This window comes from Asanoa sp. NPDC050611, from assembly GCF_040654855.1.
Lineage (GTDB): Bacteria > Actinomycetota > Actinomycetes > Mycobacteriales > Micromonosporaceae > Asanoa.
The window spans coordinates 1-16,613 of the sequence record NZ_JBFAIU010000162.1; the positions used below are offsets into that span (position 1 = coordinate 1).

Consider the following 16,613-nt stretch of genomic DNA (forward strand, 5'->3'; position numbering starts at 1 on the left):
TGCACTACCCGGCCGACGTGCTGGCCAGCCTCGTGATCGCGGCCGCCGCCGTTGCAGGGCCCCGTTCCCGTCAGTGCCTCAGGGCTCGAGGAACAGCCGGTCGAAGCCGGTGTGGGTGACCGACCAGTCCCAGGTGCGCAGCGACAGCTCCGCCGCCTCCTGGCCCAGCTCCCGCCACCGTTCCTCGGTCGCGGTCGCGTCCAGGATCCGCTTCGCGGCCTCCTCCGGCGTGGCCACCACCCAGTCCGCCGGGAAGAGCGTCCGGGCACCGTGCGGCTTGCCGGCGAAGAACGGCCAGTCCCGGACGACGGGCACAGCGCCACTGGCCGCACCCTCCACCAGGCCGCAGTGGAAGCTCTCGCGGACCGACGAGCTCAGGATCACGCCGACCTCGGTCAGCGCGCCCGGCACGTCGTCGGTCTGCCCCCGCCGCTGCACCGCGCCGGAGGGCTCCAGCTCGGCGAGGTCCTTCTTCAGCAGAGCGCCGTACTCCTTCGCCGCCGCGCTGGTCCGGTTGTTCAGGTCGCTGCCGATCAGCAGCAGGTGGTAGCGCTCGTCGGCCGCGCGCAGGTGCCGCAGCACCTCGATCGCCCACCGGGAGTCCTTGGCCACCGAGCCGACACCGACCAGCCCGACGTTGAACCGGGCCTCGGCCGGCTTGGGCTTCGGGAAACGCTGCAGGTCCATCGCGTTGTCGAGGACCCACAGCCGCGGGCCGCCCTCCTCGGCGATCTTCGGGAGCACCGCCACACCGAGGTCGCGCAGGTGCTCGGAGACGAAGACCAGGTCGTCGACCCGGGTCCAGTCCACCAGGTGCGGCCAGAGGTTGAACGCCTCGAAGCTGTGCAGCCGGATGATCATCCGGGTGGTGCCCGGGTCGAGCATCGTGAACAGCGCCGCCGTGGCCTGGCACCAGTCGACGAAGACGACGTCCGCCCAGTCGACGTGCGGCCGCAGCCACTCCTCGATCTTGTCGCCGAACGGCGTGGACCCCGACAGCCGGTACTCCATCACCGAACTGGCGGACCGGGTCAGCGGGCGCCGCTCCTCGTCGGCGTTGAGGTCCAGGAACCGCACCTCGACGTTCGGCATGTCCTCGTACCGCTGCCGGATCTCGTGCAGGAAGTTGTCGTTGATCAGCGTGGTCAGCAGGATCCGCAGGGGCCGGTCGGTCGGCGGCGGCGCGGCCGGCGTGCGCCGCCCGTTGTTGCCGTAGAGCTGCTGCGCGGCCGGGCTGTTCGCGAACGCGCCCAGGTGCCCCTGGACGTCGGTGGCGATCGGCGAGGTGAGGCGGTCGAAGTGCAGCACGCGGTTCGAGGCGAGGGTCCACGCCGCCGACAGCGCCGCCACCGCCTTCGGGATGTTCCCCTGCCCGTAGCGCAGGTCGGCGAGCTGGAGATTGGCGTTGATCGCCTCGTGCAGCACGGTCGGCACCCGGCCGAGGCCGAACTCGGCCTGCGCGCCCTTGACCAGCAGGTCCGCCTTGTACTGCAGGTTGCGCAGCTTGCGGACCGCGGCGGCCGAGGTGCGGGCCGCGGCGGCGAGGCGGTCGGCCCGGACCGCGCTGTCGTAGACCCGCAGCGCCAGCTTGTTCCGGACGCGGTCCGGCACGCGAGGTGCGCCGACCGCCTGGGTCCAGAACCACGCGCCGGCCGGGTTGCGCATCACCCGGGCACCGGTCGCGCGCCGCAGGCTCGTCCGGGCACTCTGCACCGCCATCCGGCGGGCTCCTCGCACCCCCATCGAGGCGGCGGCGGAGACCTGCCGTTCCACCAGGCGAGGCACCGGCAGCGCGCCGAACGCGCCGGCGTCGAGCGCCTTCAGCGCGGGCACCAGGCCGTAGTGCGCGCCGGCCCGGAGGTTGCGCTGAGCCAGCTCCCACACCGTGTGCAGGGACTTGGGGTCCACCGCGACCAGCAGGTCGGCGTCGCGGGCCTGTTGGCGCAGCCAGGCGCTGCGCTGTGCGTGCAGCCAGATCTTGCGGTTGGGCTGCGCCCGCCCGAGCGCGGTGCGGAACCGGGGTGTGATGGTCTCCGCGGTAGCGGCGAAGTTCTGCGCGTCGGCCAGCGCCGGGTCGAGGTTGAGCACCGCGGGGTCGAAGAAGCACGCCAGCGCGACGTGCGCGCCCCGGCCCTTGAAGCGTTCGAGGGCCTCCGTCAGGACGGCCGGTTGCGCCGGGGCGTAGGCCGCCACGATGAGCACGTTAGTCACGGTGGGCGTCTCCGATCGAGGCGTGCACGGGTTCCGCGGCGGCGCCACCGCCCGGCCGGACCAGGTCGGCGAGCTGCCGGACCACGGGCGCGATCACGGCGGGGCGGGCGTAGCGGCGGGCCAGTTCGCGGGCCGCCGCCCGGTCCGCGTCGGTCGCCTCGACGGCCATCCGCGCCGCCTTGACGAAGGACTCCGCGAGGCGCTTCGGCTCGAGCCCGACCGCACCGGTCCAGAGGGGATGGCCGGCCAGGACGTTGCTCGCGTCGTGCCGGACGTCGTGCGCGGAGAGCACCGGCAGCCCGGTGGCCATGAACTCGTACACCTTGCCGGACGTGACGTACTGCCCGCCGACCAGCATCAGCACCAGCGCGTCCCACGAGCCGTAGGTCGCGGCCAGATCGGCCTTCGCGACCGGGCCGCCGAACGTGACGTTGTCGGGCGCGGCGTCCTTGAGCAGGTCCATGTGCCGGTTCTGCTCGCGCATCGGGCCGGCGCCGATGTGGCCGCGCACCTCGAACCGGGAGCGCGCCACCAGCGGGTCCTGCTGCCGGGCGATCCGCCAGCCGTCGAGGACCGCCTTGAGGAAGTCCGGCTTGAAGTTGACGGAGCCGAGGTAGCCGAACGTCAGCCCCTCGGCCGGGTCCGGCGTGCGACCGGTGACCGCGGGCAGGCTGTCCTCGTCGTAGCCGTTGCGGACCACGTGCACCCGCTCCGCGAGCTGCGGGTAACGGTCGCGGTACCAGCCGGCGATCGGGTCGTTGACCGACCAGACCGCGATCGCCTTGTCGAGGACCTTGGACTCCCACCGGCCGGAGACCGAGGCGGCGGTGAACGCCTCGCCACCGTTGATCACGTCGAGCGACCACGCGTCCCGGAAGTCCACCGCGTAGGGAACCTTGTGCTCCTCCCAGAGCTTCCAGGTCACCGCCAGGTTGACGTACGGGGCGCAGGAGCTGAGCAGCAGGTCGGCCGGGTGGGCGCGGTGCACCTTGAGCACGGCCTTCTCCAGCGCGTGCCGCCAGCCGCCGAAGACCGGCTCGGGGAACACCTTCTGCTCCTGCTTGCGCAGGTTGGCGAGCCAGGCGGGCGGGTTGAGCGTGCGGGCCTCGGAGAACTTCCGGATGTCGGTCTCGAGGTCCTGCCGGAGGAGCGGCAGCCGGACCACCTCGATCCGCGGGTCGACCTTCTCCGACAGGCTGTGGTCCAGCCCGTACTCCCGCTCCCAGGCCTCGTCGCAGAGGGTGATGACGGTGACGTCCCAACCCAGCGCGCAGAACTGGTTGGCCGTCTCGCGCAACCGGTAGGCCGAGCTCTTCGCGGCGGGCGGGAAGCCGATCGCCAGGTAGATGACGTGGGGGCGCCCGGACTGCCCGCTCATGCGCGGCGCTCGCGCAGGGTCTCGACCACGCGGACGGCCGCCTTGCCGTCGCCGTACGGCGTGCCCTGTGGCGCGTCGGGCGCCGGTCGGGTGGCGGTGGTGACCCAGTCGGCGCCGAGGCTGCCGGGGTCGGGCACCAGGCGGTTCCAGTCGTCGGCCAGGGTCTCGACCCACTCCGTCTCGGTGCGCAGCGTGGTGCACGGCCGGCCGAGCAGGTAGGCCTCCTTCTGGAGACCGCCGGAGTCCGTCACGACCCCGACGGAGCCGAGCACGGCGGCGACCATGCCGGCGTACGGCAGCGGCCGGCCGACGTGCAGCGCGCCCCGCGCCAGCTTGAGCCCCTGCTCCTCCGCCCGGGCGAGCAGCCGGGGGTGGGCCAGCAGCGCGACCGGCACCGGCAGGTCGACCAGCGCCTCGACCAGCGCGGCGAGCCGGGCCGGGTCGTCGGTGTTCTCCGCCCGGTGCAGGGTGGCGAGCAGGTAGGGCTGGTCCGGGTCGATGCCCTCGGGCAGCGCCGGCCGGGCGTGCTCGCCGGCCAGGACCGCGTCCCGGACCCGCAGGCAGACGTCGACCATGACGTCGCCGACGAGGGTCGAGCGGGCGGCCAGCCCTTCCGCGGCGAGGTGTCGCATCGCCTCGGCGGTGGGCGCCAGCAGCAGGTCCGCCGCGTGGTCGGTGAGGACCCGGTTGTGCTCCTCGGGCATCCGGCGGTTGAACGAGCGCAGCCCGGCCTCGAGATGGGCGACCGGGAGGTGCTGCTTCACCGCGGACAGGGTCCCGGCGAGGGTCGAGTTGGTGTCGCCGTAGACGAGCACCCAGTCGGGACGCTCGGTGGCGAGCACCGGGTCGAGCGCGGCCAGGATCCGGCCGGTCTGCTCGCCGTGGCTGCCCGAGCCGACGCCCAGGTGCACGTCCGGGTCGGGTATGCCGAGCCCGGTGAAGAACACGTCGGAGAGATCGGCATCGTAGTGCTGACCGGTGTGCACGATGACGTGTCGGCTGTCGCCACCGGCGAACGCCGCTGCGATCGGGGCGAGTTTCACCAGCTGGGGGCGGGCGCCCACGATGCTGACGACCTTCACTGGAACAGGGTTCCTTTCCTGAGGGGCGGGTTGTGCCGGGCCTACGGCGACGCCGCCCAGACCAGGGTCAGATACGCCCCGAACCACCCGGAGATGACTGCGAGAACCACCATGACCACGATCTGGGTGCGCCGGCGCGCCGACGTCAGCCCCATCGCTATGGGCAGCAACAGGGTGAACACCGGCATCAACTGGCGGCCCTTTGAATGGTAGGACCCGCCGGCGCCCAGCACGAAAACGACGGAAACCAGGGAGTAGACCAGGAGGGGAAGCGGATAGCGCTCGACGAAGATCAGCACGAGCAGCGCGACCGAGAGCAGGATCAGCAGCGTGATCGCGTACATCTCCAGCCGCTCCGGCACGGTCGTCACCCGCCAGATGACGTCGAGCGTGTCCCTGCCCCAGTCCCAGGCGACGTGCCAGCCCTCGCCCTGCACGTAGAAGTAGCCGTCGAGCCGGCCCAGCCGGAGCCCGACGAAGGTCAGGTAGCCGAGGTAGCCGAGCGGGGCCAGGGCGGCACCGACCCACGGGCGCCAGCCGTCCTGCCGGCGGACGACCGCCACGAGTGCCGTCAGCACGACGGCGGCGATCAGCCCGTTGGCCGTCGGCCGGGTGAGCCCGGCGAACAGGCAGAGCGTGCCGGCGAGCAGCCACTGGCGCCGCAGGAGGGCGTAGAGGGACCAGGCACAGAGCGCGGCGAGCAGCGACTCGCTGTAGGCCATGCTCTGCACCAGCGCGTGCGGCAGGACCCCCCAGAGCATGGCGAGCAGGACACCGAAGGTCCGGTTCCGCAGGTGCTTGCCGATGGCGAACAGGCCCCAGGCGGTCGCGAAACCCGACAGCCAGGCGACGAGCAGGCCGGCCGCGCCCCACGACAGCGGGGTCAGCGCGGTGACCGCCACCGTGAGCATGGGGTACAGCGGGAAGAAGGCCAGGTTGCTCGGCTTCACCGAGCCGTCGGCACCCAACGGGACCGCCGCGTTGTAGCCGTCGACGGCGATCTGCCTGTACCAGCCGGCGTCGAACCTGCTGCTCAGCAGCCAGGTGACGTCCTTGCCGGCGTTGTGCGCGAAGACCAGCAGGATCAGCAGCCCGACGAGCCGCACCAGGCCGTAGCCGAGCAGGGCGGGAGTGGCGTCGGGCCAGCGCCACCGCCGGCGGGCCGGCGCGGGCTGCTCCGGCAGGGTGGCGGAGTCACGTTCCGCTGTCGCGGGAACGTCGGTCGCGGTCACCGTCGGATCGTCGCCGGGGCGCACGGAATTCGCGTCGAAAGGAGTGGCGGCGGGGGCGGACACGGGCAAGACCTTAGCCCACCAAGGCGTCCGAGAATGACCGCCCGTACACCCCCATGGGATCGATCCGGCTCGGTTACTGAGTCGCTCTCGGGCTTGGTAGCCTCACGACCACAGTTACAGCCCGTGCGCTCGGAAGGCGAAAAGACCGGTATGGCAGCAGAAGCCGCCACCGCGCGTCCCGGCGGCCGCCGCGTGGTCATGTTGGTCGACAACGGCGTCCACGGCGACTCCCGCGTACAGAAAGTAGCCCGATCGGCGGCCGAAGCGGGCTGGGACGTCGTGCTTCTCGGCCTGACGTACGGCGCTCCGGTGACCTGGCGGCTGGGCGGCGCCGAGGTTCGGCTGCTCGCCATGCCCGACCCGCTCGCCCGGGCCTCGGCGGTGCGGAAGGCCGCCCTGCGGGTGCTCCTGCGCCGCCGCGTCGCGCCCGCCCCGCCACCCGCGCCCGCGCCCGCACCGGCGGCGCCGGCGCCCGCCGCCGGCGCGACCGTCCCGGCCCTGTCCGTCCCCCCTCCCCGGTCGGCCCCGCCCACGGGCGTCCGCTCGGTCGTCGTCGGCGCCCTGCGCCGCGCCTTCCGTCCCTACGACCACGCCCGCACCAGGCTCTGGCTGGGGCTGCGGGGCGAGCGCGCGTGGCGGCAACTGGACCCCTCGCTGTGGGACTACGAGGACACGTTCGGGCCGGTCGTCGACGACCTCGCGCCCGACCTGATCCACGCGCACGACTTCCGGATGATCGGCGTCGGCGCCCGCGCGAAGGCCCGGGCCGCCGCGGCCGGCCGCCAGGTGAAGCTGGTCTGGGACGCGCACGAGTTCCTGCCCGGCATCCGGCCGCGGGCGAACAACGCCCGCTGGCTGCCCGCGACCCGGGCACACGAGCGGGAGTACGCGCCATACGCGGACGCCGTGATCACCGTCTCGGAGACCCTCGCCGACCTGCTGATCGCCGAGCACGGCCTCACCGACCGGCCCGCGATCGTGCTGAACGCCCCGGCCGCCGACAGCGGGTCCGCCGACGCCCCCGACCTGCGGGTCTCCTGCGGGATCGGCGCCGACGTGCCACTGCTGGTCTACAGCGGTGCCGCCGGCGTGCAGCGCGGCCTGGACATCATGGTCGAAGCGCTGCCCCGGCTCCCGGAGGCGCACGTCGCCTTCGTGGTCAGCGCGCCGCCCAACAACTACGTGCGCGACCTCGTCGCGCGGGCCGCGGCACTGGGCGTCGGCGACCGCCTGCACGTGCTGCCCTACGTGTCGCCCGACCAGGTGGTGGGCTTCCTGTCCGGCGCCGACGCCGGCGTGATCCCGATCCACCACTGGCCGAACCACGAGATCGCGCTGATCACCAAGTTCTTCGAGTACGCGCACGCGCGCCTGCCGATGGTCGTCTCCGACGTGCGCACGATGGCCGACACGGTCCGCGCCGCCGGCAACGGCGAGGTGTTCCGCGCCAAGGATCTCGACGACTTCGTCCGCGCCGTCCGGGCGGTGCTGGCCGACCCGGCCGCCTACCGGTCGGCCTACGACAAGCCCGGCCTGCTCGACACCTGGACCTGGGAGGCGCAGGCGGAGGTGCTCGACAAGATCTACCGCGAGCTGCTGCCCGCGGGTAGCGCGTCGTGAGCGAGGCTCAGGGTCCGGCGGTGACCGTGGTCGTCGCGGTCTACAACACGATGCCGTACCTCACCCGCTGCCTCGAGTCCCTGGTGGCGCAGACCATCGGAGCCGGCCAGCTCGAGGTGATCGCCGTCGACGACGGCTCGACCGACGGCGGCGGCGCGGAGCTCGACCGCTTCGCCCGGCTCCACCCCGACATCTTCACCGTGCTGCACCAGCCCAACTCGGGCGGCCCCGCGGTGCCGAGCAACCGCGCGCTCGACCAGGCCAACGGGCGCTACGTCTTCTTCCTCGGCGCCGACGACTATCTCGGCCCGGAGGCCCTCGAACGGCTCGTCACCACGGCCGACCGGCTCGGCTCCGACGTCGTGCTCGGGCGGGTCGTCGGCGTCAACAGCCGGCACGTCGACCAGACCGTCTTCGCGGCCGACGCCGACGACCTCGACCTGTTCGACTCCGCGCTGCCGTACGCGATGGCCAACACCAAGCTGTTCCGCCGCGCGCTGATCGAGAAGCACGGCCTGCGCTTCCCCGAGGGCATGCGGGTGCTCTCCGACCAGCCGTTCACCATCGAGGCCTGCTTCCACGCGCGGCGGATCTCGGTGCGCGCCGACTACGACTACTACTACGCGGTGCGCCGGCTCGACTCCAGCAACGTGAGCTACGGCAGCCGGGCGAGCGTACGCGTCGAAGCCCTGACGCAGTTGATCTCGTTCATCGCGGCCCTCGTGCCGGCCGGCGAACGGCGGGACGCGATCCTGACCCGGCACTTCCGCTGGGAGCTGACCGCGCTCGTCGGCGACCAGCTCCGCAAGGCCGACGCCGGCTCGCTGGAGCGCATCGTGGCCGGCATCGGCGCGCTGGTCCGCGAGTACCTCACCGACCGCATCCGGGCGCGGCTCACGGCCGAGACCCGGGTGCGGCTCGCCGTCGCCGCGCACGCTGACGCCGCCGCGCTGCTCGCCGTCATCCGCCAGGACGCGGAGGTCGGCGTCCCGGCCACCGTCACCGACGGCGATCGGAGCTACGCCGCCTACCCGGGCTTCCGGACGGCCGGTGGCCCGCCCGACGCGTGCTTCGACGTAACGGGCGCGCCGGACTGGCCCGCCAAGCTCGACGTGACGGCGGTCACCTGGGCCCGCGGCCGGGCGCTGGAGGTCCGTTGCCACAGCCCGCGCACGGACCTGGCCGACCCGGTCGTGATCGGCGCCGGCGACGTCACCGCCACCGCGGCCGTCGACGGCGGCCACGTGCTGGCCCGGCTGTCCGCCAAGGAGCTGCTGGCCACCAGCTCCGTCCGCGGCGAGCGCCGGGCGTTGACGGCCACGGTCGGCGACGGCACGGCTCCCCTGCGTGCGCCGGGCTTCCGGGCGCCCCGCCCCGTGGTCCGGATCCGAGCGTCACGCGTGTACGTTTTGGCCGTCACGCTCGACCACACCGGCCAGGTCATGATCGGCGTCACCCCCGTGACCGTTGGCCGGGTGGTCGCCCACCTGAAGAAGCGCGTCAAACTTCGTCTAGGAAAGTAGGCCCGTGAACATCTGCGTCGTCGCCCTGGGGAAGATCGGCCTGCCGCTGGCCGTGCAGTTCGCGTCGAAGGGCCACCGGGTCATCGGCGCCGACACCTCCAAGCGAGTGGTCGACCTGGTCAACGAGGGCATCCCGCCGTTCCCGGGTGAGGCCGACCTCGACACGAAGCTGGCCAAGGCCGTGGCCGACGGCCTGCTCTCGGCCACCACCGACACCGCGGCGGCCGTCGCCGAGTCCGAGGCCGTGGTCGTCGTCGTCCCGCTGTTCGTCGACGCCGAGGGCATCCCGGACTTCGGCTGGATGGACGACGCGACGAAGTCCATCGCCGCCGGCCTGCGCCCGGGGACGCTGGTCAGCTACGAGACGACGCTGCCGGTCGGCACCACCCGCGACCGCTGGGCGCCGATGCTGGCCAAGGGCTCCGGCCTCACCGCGGGCGAGGACTTCTTCCTGGTCTTCAGCCCCGAGCGGGTGCTCACCGGCCGGGTCTTCGCCGACCTGCGCAAGTACCCCAAGCTGGTCGGTGGCATCGACGCCGGGTCGGCCGAGCGCGGCGTCCGCTTCTACGAGGCCGTCCTCGACTTCGACGACCGCACCGACCTCCCCCGCCCCAACGGCGTGTGGGACCTGGGCTCCGCCGAGGCGTCGGAGATGGCCAAGCTCGCCGAGACGACCTACCGCGACGTGAACATCGCGCTGGCCAACCAGTTCGCCCGCTTCGCCGACACCGCCGGGATCGACGTCCTCAAGGTGATCGAGGCGTCGAACTCGCAGCCGTACAGCCACATCCACCTGCCGGGCATCGCGGTCGGCGGCCACTGCATCCCGATCTACCCGCGGATGTACCTGTGGAACGACCCGGAGGCCACGGTCGTGCGCTCGGCGCGCGAGGCCAACGCGGGCATGCCGGACTACGCGGTGAAGCTGCTCGCCGACGCGTACGGCGACCTGACCGGCGCGAACGTGCTGGTGCTCGGTGCGGCGTACCGCGGCGGGGTCAAGGAGACGGCGTTCTCGGGCGTCTTCCCGACCGTGGCGGCGCTGAAGGCCCGGGGCGCGAACGCGTACGTCGCCGACCCGATGTACACCGACGAGGAACTGCGGGCCCACGGCCTGCTCCCGCACGAGGGCCAGCCGGTCACCGCGGTCGTCATCCAGGCCGACCACGCCGAGTACCGGACGCTCGCGGCCGCCGACCTGCCCGGCGTGCGGGTGCTGGTCGACGGCCGGCGGGTGACCGACCCCGCCCGGTGGGACGGGGTCGAGCGGATCGTGATCGGCGGCTGAGTCAGGCTCAGGCGTTCGGTGGGCGCTGGGGGTCGCGCGACACGACCTGACCCTTGGCGTCCACCCAGCCGAGCGGGCGGGCCGGGTTGCCGGCCACGAGCTGGTAGGGCGCGACGTTCTTCGTGACCACCGAGCCGGCGGCGACCATGGCGTACTCGCCGATCTCGACGCCGCAGACCAGCGTGGCGTTCGCACCGATCGAGGCACCCCGGCGCACCAGCGTCGGGGTGATCTGCCAGTCGGGGTTCTGCGCCCGCGGCCGCAGGTCGTTGGTGAACACCGCGCAGGGACCGACGAAGACCTCGTCCTCGATCGTCACGCCCTGGTAGACGGAGACGTTGTTCTGGATCTTCACGAGGTCGCCGACCACCGCGCCGGCGTCCACGTACACGTTGCGGCCGATCACGCAGTTCGCCCCGATGGTCGCCGACGAGCGGATGTGGGCCAGGTGCCAGACCTTCGTCCCGGCGCCGATCCGCGCTCCCTCGTCGACCTCCGCGGAGGGGTGCACGAACACCTCGGACGTGGCATCACTATTCATGCCGCCCGACGATAGTGGGCACCCCTCCCGCGGCGTACGCCGCCCTCAGGCCTGCGCGGCCCGCCAGTCGGCCAGGTGGATCGCACCGGGACGGTAGTCACCGATCGGCACGATCGTCTCGTCCGTCTGGACCTGCCCGAAGTAGGTCGCGGCCGGGTCGGCGACCACCTTGCGCGGGTCGCCCTTCGCGGCGAGCGCGTCCCGGATGGCCTCGTCGAAGCGCATCCGGTCCGGACCGGCCGTCTCGACCGTCCCGTTGACGGGCGCCGCGACCGCCGCGTCGGCGACCGCGCGGGCCACGTCCGCGGAGGCGATCGGCTGGAAGGCCACCGGCGCGATGTGCACGGTGTCGCCGTCCGTCGCGGAGTCCGCGATGGCGCCCAGGAACTCGAAGAACTGCGTCGCCTTGACCACGGTGTACGGGACGCCCGACGCGGCGATGAGCTTCTCCTGCGCGACCTTGGCCGGCAGGTAGGTGCTCTGCGGGCTGCGCTCGGCGCCGACCACCGACAGCGCGACGTGGTGCCGCACGCCGGCCGCCCGCTCCGCGGCGAGCAGGTTGCCCGTCGACTTCTGGAAGAACTCCATGACGTCGTCGGGCGCGAACGAGGGCGAGTTGGTCACGTCGACCACGACGTCGGCCCCGGCCAGCGCGTCCGCCAGGCCCGCACCCGTCACCGTGTTGACGCCGGTCGACGGCGACTGCGCGACCGCCTCGTGCCCCGCCTCGCCCAGGAGCCGCACCACCTGCGACCCGATCAGCCCGGTCCCACCGAAAACCACGATCTTCATCAGTCAACCCCTTACTCAGCTTCGCGCGACGCGGTCCCGCCCCGCACCCGCTTCGACCGGATAGCCCGCGGCCTTGTGACCGTCGGTGCGGAATGTGACGGCCGTCTCAAGCGGTAAGGTGTGGGCGTGATCTCCGCGGCCGCCTTCGCTGTCTGGATCACCCCGCCGCTGCCGCTCTACGGAGACGACCACAAGCGCGGCGACTTCGCTCCCTGAGGCACGGGCCCTGCCCCGTGTCCGCCGACCCTCGTCCGGGAGCGATGTCCTATGTCTACAGTCACGTCCGAACCCGTATCCCCGCCACCGCCCGGTGTGCGGGCCGTGCTGCGGGCACCCCGCGTGCCCACGCTGCTGGCCGCCAGTCAGGTCGGCCGGATTCCGCTCGCCGCCGGGCCGTTGGCCCTGCTGCTGTTCGCCCGCGAGTCCGTCAGCCTGTCGCTCGCCGGGCTCGTCGTCGCCGCTTACACGGCCGGCATGGCGGTCAGCGCGCCGCTGCTCGCCCGGTCCGTCGACCGCTGGCGGCAGCCGCCGGTGCTGTACGGCTCGTCCGTGCTGTCGGCGGTCGGGTTCCTCACCGTCGTGGCCGGCGGTGGCGACCTCGGGCTGACCGTCGCCGGTGCCGCGCTCGCCGGGCTCGGCACGCCGCCGCTCGAGGCGTGCCTGCGCGCGCTCTGGCCCGCGCTCGTGCCCACCTCCGCCGTCACCGCGGCGTACACCCTCGACATCGCCCTCCAAGAAGTGATCTTCGTGGTCGGTCCACTGGTGACGCTCGGCGCCGTCGCGGTCGGTGGCCCGTCGGCCGGCCTGGTCGCGGCCGCCGCCTGTCAACTCGCGGGTGCGGTCGTGTTCGCGGTCTCGCGACCGGTGCGGGTCTGGCGCGGTGAGCCGGCCGCGCAGCGCCACTGGGCCGGGCCGCTGCGCGTGGGCACCTTCGTCGTGCTCGTCGCCGGGGTCGTCTGCGTCGGCGCGGCCGTCGGCAGCCTGCCGGTCGCGCTCACCGGCTACGCCGAGGCGGCCGGCGACCGCGGGCTCAGCGGCTGGCTGCTCGCCGCGCAGGCCGGTGGTGCGCTGGTCGGCGGCCTGCTCTACACGCGGGCGCGGCCGGGCGGCACGGTACGGCTGCCGGTGCTGGCCGCGTGCTTCGCGATCGGTTACGTGCCGCTGCTGCTGATGCCCGGCACGGGCCCGATGGCGGCGCTGGTGGCGCTGTGCGGCGTCGCGCTGCCGCCGTTGCTGACCGCGGTCTTCCTCACCACCGACCGGCTCGCGCCGGCCGGGACCGTGGTGGAGGCGTTCGCCTGGATCATGACCGCGTTCACCGTCGGCAGCGCGACCGGTGCCGCGCTGGCCGGCCCGCTCGCGGCGGCCGACCTGCGCGCCGGTTTCGCGTTCGCACCGGTCGTCGGCCTCGCGGGGATCGCCGCGATGACCGCCGTGCACCGTCAGTGCTCGTCGTAGTGGCCCTGGTGCGCGGCGTGCCGGTGGTCCTCGTGCAGGTAGTCGACGTGGTCACCGTGGTCGACCGCCGGGTGGCCGCACCCGTCGCCGTGCACGTGGGTGTGCGACTCGGCCTCGACGTGGTCGTTGACCGCGCACTCCTCCCAGTGGTCACCGTGTTTCATGTGCGCGTGGCCGTCGTGCAGGTAGTCCACGTGCCCGTCGTGCCGCAGCCCCACGTGCCCGCACCCGTCGCCGTGCTGGTGCTGGTGCGGCTCGGAGCGCGGGTGCTCGGCGGCGTCGCACTCGTCGTAGTGCCCGTCGTGCGAGTGGTGCCGGTGCCCGTCGTGCAGATAGTCGATGTGGCCGACGTGCTCGAACGCCTCGTGGCCGCAGTCGATGCCGTGGATGTGCGCGTGCGTCTGGCTGTGCGCGCGGTGCGCGGTGTCGGTCGACATACCTCACCCCCCGGTCACGTATGTCCGGTTCTACGCAATTATCCCACTGGCCGAGGGCGGCCCGGAGCGAACTATTCGAACCGCGCCGGGTCGCCCGCGCCGCGGCGGAGGATGACCGGCTCGTCATCACTCCAGTCGATCACGGTCGTCGGCACCGTGCCGCAGTCACCGGCGTCGACCACGGCGTCCACCACGTGGTCCAGGCGTTCCTTGATCTCCCAGCCCTGCGTCATCGGCTCCTCGTCGCCCGGCAGCAGCAGCGAGCTGGACACGAGCGGCTCACCGAGGGCGGCGAGGATCGACTGGGTCACGACGTGGTCCGGGATACGGACGCCGACCGTACGCTTCCGCGGATGCCGCAGCCGCCGCGGCACCTCCCGGGTCGCGGGCAGGATGAACGTGTAGCCGCCCGGCGTCGCGGCCCGGACGGCCCGGAACCGCGCGTTGTTGATCTGCACGAACTGGCCGAGCTGGCTGAAGTCGCGGCACACGAGCGTGAAGTGGTGACGGTCGTCGAGCTGCCGGATGCGCCGGATCCGCTCGACACCGTCCGCGCTGTCGAGCCGGCAACCCAGGGCATAGAGCGAGTCGGTGGGGTACGCGACGAGCCCGTCGCCGCGAACGAGGTCGACCACCTGCCCGACCGCCCGCGCCGCGGGGTTCTCCGGATGCATGTCGAAGTACCGCGCCACGGCGGCAGCGTACGCCGCTGCGGCCCGGGCCGCCCGAGCGTGCGGGTCCACAAAGGAGACGCGGACCGCGGACCCGCGGCCCGGGGGCGCACGCACCGGCAGCCAGGGCCGGTGGAGGATCGGTGAACGGCCGGCGCGCGGCTATCCTGAGGCCGGTGACCGTCGAGTTGGTCCTGCTGTCGCGGGTGGCGTTCCGGGGCCGGGAGATGACCGGCTCCGGCCCCCGTGCGCTGCTCGCCCTGCTGGCCGCCGAGCCGCGGGTGGGCGCCAGCACCGGCCGGCTGGTCGACGGGCTGTGGCCCGACGAGCAGCCCGCGCACCCCACCAAGGCCCTGCAGCTCCTGGTCTCCCGCGTGCGCGCCCGGCTCGGTCCCGATGTGATCCTCAGCTCACCGACCGGCTACCGGCTCGGCCTGGCCGAGGACCGGATCGACTCCTCGGCGGTGCTGCTGCACGCGGCCGCCGCCGAGCGGGACGCTGATGGGAGTGCTCGACGCGTTCGTCGCCATCGACGAGAACCTCGGCCTCGTTGCCATCCTGATCGGCTATGTCGAGGGCACCGTCCGCGAGGAGATCAGCTCGGCCGAGGAGGTCCGCCGCAGCGGACTGAGCGAGTCGGAGTGGATGGCGCGGAGCCGCCCGTACGTCGACCAACTGGTGCAGAGCGGTGATTACCCGATCTTGACCAGGATCGTGATGGAGGCGCGCCAGCCACACCTGAGCCGCGACGACCAGTTCCGGCACGGGCTCCAGCGCGTCCTCGACTGCATCGCCGCGGCCCTGCCGTCACCCGGCCCCACCTCACATGACTAGTGGCCCGAGTTCGGTGATGAGGTCGGCGAACGTGCGGATGAGTTGGGTTTCCGCAGACGTGCGCCACACCAGTGCCCACCGGGCCGGCGAGGCTCCGCGAGGTCCTCATAGGACACGGATTCCTGTTTGGTGAGCGGATGTGTGGCTGAGGTCGCGAGGACGACAGGCTCGGTGAAGACGACCGGGCCGGCGGTGGGGTCCGGTTCTCGAACGGGAAGCCAAAGGATCGCGATGCCGCTGTGCGCAACGTTCCCGGCCGCGCGCGTAACGTCGCCGGCATGCCTGCTCCGCAGTGGTTCTTCCGGTTCGTGTACGACCGCGAGAGTGCCGCCTGGGAGCGGCGGCGCGATCAGCCGGAGCATCGTGAGTTGGTCGAGCGGGTCGTCGAGGAGCTTGCCAACGTGGTGGCACCGCCCGGGCCGGTGGCGGATCTCGGTTGCGGGCCGGGCGCGCACGCGCTCGCGCTCGCTCGGCGTGGCTATGACGTCGTCGGTGTCGACGGGTCGCCGCGCATGGTCGAGGTCGCACGGGCCCGGGCCGCTCGCGAGAAGGTCGACGCAACGTTCGACGTGCACGACGTCGGCGCGCCGCTGCGGTTCGCGGACGCCTCGCTCGGTGGTGTGCTTGCGATCCTGGTCGTGCAGCACCTTCGGCATCCCGCAGCCTTCATCGCCGAGATCCGGCGCTGTCTGCGGCCGGGCGGACACCTGCTGATCACGGCTCCGGCCCGCGTCGACGCGCCGCTGACCTACCCGAACCTGTACTGGCGGCTGCGCGCGGCGTGCTACCACGTCGTGCCGGGAGTCGTCCGCTTCTACGACACCACCTCCCTCCCCCGCCTGGTCGAGGATCAGGGCCTGACCGTCGTCAAGTGCGCCGGCGAGCCCGGTCGCGTGACCGTGGTGGCTCGCGCGTAGGCGCCCGGAGCGTCGCGACGGTACGGTTGCGTCGCGACGTCGGCGCGGCTAGCGTCTCCCGGTGTCGGCCGCGGCCACCCGCCGCGGCGACGACGTGAACCGCGTGACCACAAGGGAGCGACCAGCATGGCCGATACCGCAGTCGTCGAACGTGGCTCGGATCTGCAGCCGCGGCAATTGGCAGCCCGGCACGGGCTCCACGTCGCCGGCGCGCGCCCCGACCTGTTGTCGTACACGAAGCAGCTGTGGGCTTATCGGCACTTCATCACCGAGTACGCGAACGCGAAGGTCGTCGCCGCGTTCAGCACCGCCCGCCTCGGCCAGCTCTGGCAGATCCTGACGCCGCTGGCCAACGCCGGCGTCTATTACCTGATCTTCGGCGTGGTCCTCAACACCCGCCACCAGGTCGACAGCTTCATCCCGTATCTCTGCACCGGGCTCTTCGTCTTTACCTTCACCTCGGCGGTGGTCCAGCAGGGCACGTCGTCGATCGTGGGCAACCTCGGCCTCATCCGCGCGCTGCACTTCCCGCGCGCCGTGCTGCCGATCGCGGTCATGCTCACCCA

The 16,613-nt window shown here is 72.7% G+C and carries 14 protein-coding genes and 1 pseudogene; 7 read left to right on the forward strand and 8 right to left on the reverse strand.

What is annotated here, in order from left to right:
- Positions 1-78 precede the first annotated feature (78 nt).
- From AB0H87_RS23680 to AB0H87_RS23695, 4 genes are read right to left on the reverse strand one after another with little or no spacing between them, the layout of a single operon-like run.
- A complete protein-coding gene (locus AB0H87_RS23680; protein ID WP_360149427.1) occupies positions 79-2,202 on the reverse strand; it encodes a glycosyltransferase family 1 protein in 2,124 nt (707 codons plus the stop codon).
- Between the two features lies 1 nt (position 2,203).
- Positions 2,204-3,589, reverse strand: coding sequence for a glycosyltransferase (locus AB0H87_RS23685; RefSeq protein WP_360149430.1), 1,386 nt, complete (start codon positions 3,587-3,589; stop codon positions 2,204-2,206).
- Complete coding sequence (gene wecB / locus AB0H87_RS23690; protein WP_360149433.1) at positions 3,586-4,671, reverse strand: UDP-N-acetylglucosamine 2-epimerase (non-hydrolyzing); 1,086 nt, start codon at positions 4,669-4,671, stop codon at positions 3,586-3,588. The genes AB0H87_RS23685 and wecB overlap by 4 nt, the downstream gene beginning before the upstream one ends.
- Positions 4,672-4,712: 41 nt before the next feature.
- On the reverse strand, positions 4,713-5,903 hold the full coding sequence (locus AB0H87_RS23695) for a hypothetical protein (protein WP_360149436.1): 1,191 nt from the start codon (positions 5,901-5,903) through the stop codon (positions 4,713-4,715).
- A 261-nt stretch (positions 5,904-6,164) separates the two neighbouring features.
- On the opposite strand from AB0H87_RS23695, the gene AB0H87_RS23700 reads away from it, so the two are divergent.
- From AB0H87_RS23700 to AB0H87_RS23710, 3 genes are read left to right on the forward strand one after another with little or no spacing between them, the layout of a single operon-like run.
- Positions 6,165-7,586, forward strand: a complete 1,422-nt coding sequence (locus AB0H87_RS23700; protein ID WP_360149466.1) for a glycosyltransferase family 4 protein — start codon at positions 6,165-6,167, stop codon at positions 7,584-7,586.
- Positions 7,583-9,109 carry a glycosyltransferase gene (locus AB0H87_RS23705; protein WP_360149439.1) on the forward strand — a complete coding sequence of 509 codons (1,527 nt, stop codon included), beginning with the start codon at positions 7,583-7,585 and terminating at the stop codon, positions 9,107-9,109. The genes AB0H87_RS23700 and AB0H87_RS23705 overlap by 4 nt, the downstream gene beginning before the upstream one ends.
- A gap of 4 nt (positions 9,110-9,113) precedes the next feature.
- Positions 9,114-10,397: a nucleotide sugar dehydrogenase gene (locus AB0H87_RS23710; protein ID WP_360149442.1), complete on the forward strand. Its 1,284-nt coding sequence runs from the start codon at positions 9,114-9,116 to the stop codon at positions 10,395-10,397.
- A 7-nt stretch (positions 10,398-10,404) separates the two neighbouring features.
- Here AB0H87_RS23710 and AB0H87_RS23715 read toward each other — a convergent pair whose 3' ends face one another.
- Together AB0H87_RS23715 and AB0H87_RS23720 are read right to left on the reverse strand one after the other, a co-directional pair.
- Positions 10,405-10,938: an acyltransferase gene (locus AB0H87_RS23715; RefSeq protein WP_360149445.1), complete on the reverse strand. Its 534-nt coding sequence runs from the start codon at positions 10,936-10,938 to the stop codon at positions 10,405-10,407.
- A gap of 45 nt (positions 10,939-10,983) precedes the next feature.
- The gene (locus AB0H87_RS23720) at positions 10,984-11,730 is read right to left on the reverse strand and encodes an SDR family oxidoreductase (protein WP_360149448.1); all 747 of its coding nucleotides are present in this window, start codon (positions 11,728-11,730) and stop codon (positions 10,984-10,986) included.
- A gap of 267 nt (positions 11,731-11,997) precedes the next feature.
- Between AB0H87_RS23720 and AB0H87_RS23725 the strand changes: the two genes are divergently transcribed.
- Positions 11,998-13,188: an MFS transporter gene (locus AB0H87_RS23725; RefSeq protein ID WP_360149451.1), complete on the forward strand. Its 1,191-nt coding sequence runs from the start codon at positions 11,998-12,000 to the stop codon at positions 13,186-13,188.
- Here the strand turns inward: AB0H87_RS23725 and AB0H87_RS23730 are convergent.
- Both AB0H87_RS23730 and AB0H87_RS23735 read right to left on the reverse strand, forming a co-directional pair.
- Positions 13,173-13,625 (reverse strand): hypothetical protein, encoded by a 453-nt coding sequence (locus AB0H87_RS23730; protein ID WP_360149454.1) that lies wholly within the window; start codon positions 13,623-13,625, stop codon positions 13,173-13,175. The genes AB0H87_RS23725 and AB0H87_RS23730 overlap by 16 nt on opposite strands.
- A 71-nt stretch (positions 13,626-13,696) precedes the next feature.
- Entirely contained in the window at positions 13,697-14,317 is a 621-nt protein-coding gene (locus tag AB0H87_RS23735) for an L-threonylcarbamoyladenylate synthase (RefSeq protein ID WP_360149457.1), read from the reverse strand.
- 486 nt (positions 14,318-14,803) lie between these two features.
- On the opposite strand from AB0H87_RS23735, the gene AB0H87_RS23740 reads away from it, so the two are divergent.
- The 3 genes and pseudogenes from AB0H87_RS23740 to AB0H87_RS23750 form a co-directional block, all read left to right on the forward strand.
- Positions 14,804-15,130 (forward strand): TetR/AcrR family transcriptional regulator C-terminal domain-containing protein, encoded by a 327-nt coding sequence (locus AB0H87_RS23740; RefSeq protein WP_360149460.1) that lies wholly within the window; start codon positions 14,804-14,806, stop codon positions 15,128-15,130.
- A gap of 278 nt (positions 15,131-15,408) precedes the next feature.
- Positions 15,409-16,047 carry a class I SAM-dependent methyltransferase gene (locus AB0H87_RS23745; protein WP_360149463.1) on the forward strand — a complete coding sequence of 213 codons (639 nt, stop codon included), beginning with the start codon at positions 15,409-15,411 and terminating at the stop codon, positions 16,045-16,047.
- A 126-nt stretch (positions 16,048-16,173) separates the two neighbouring features.
- A pseudogene (locus AB0H87_RS23750) lies at positions 16,174-16,613 on the forward strand (ABC transporter permease); the annotation flags it as partial.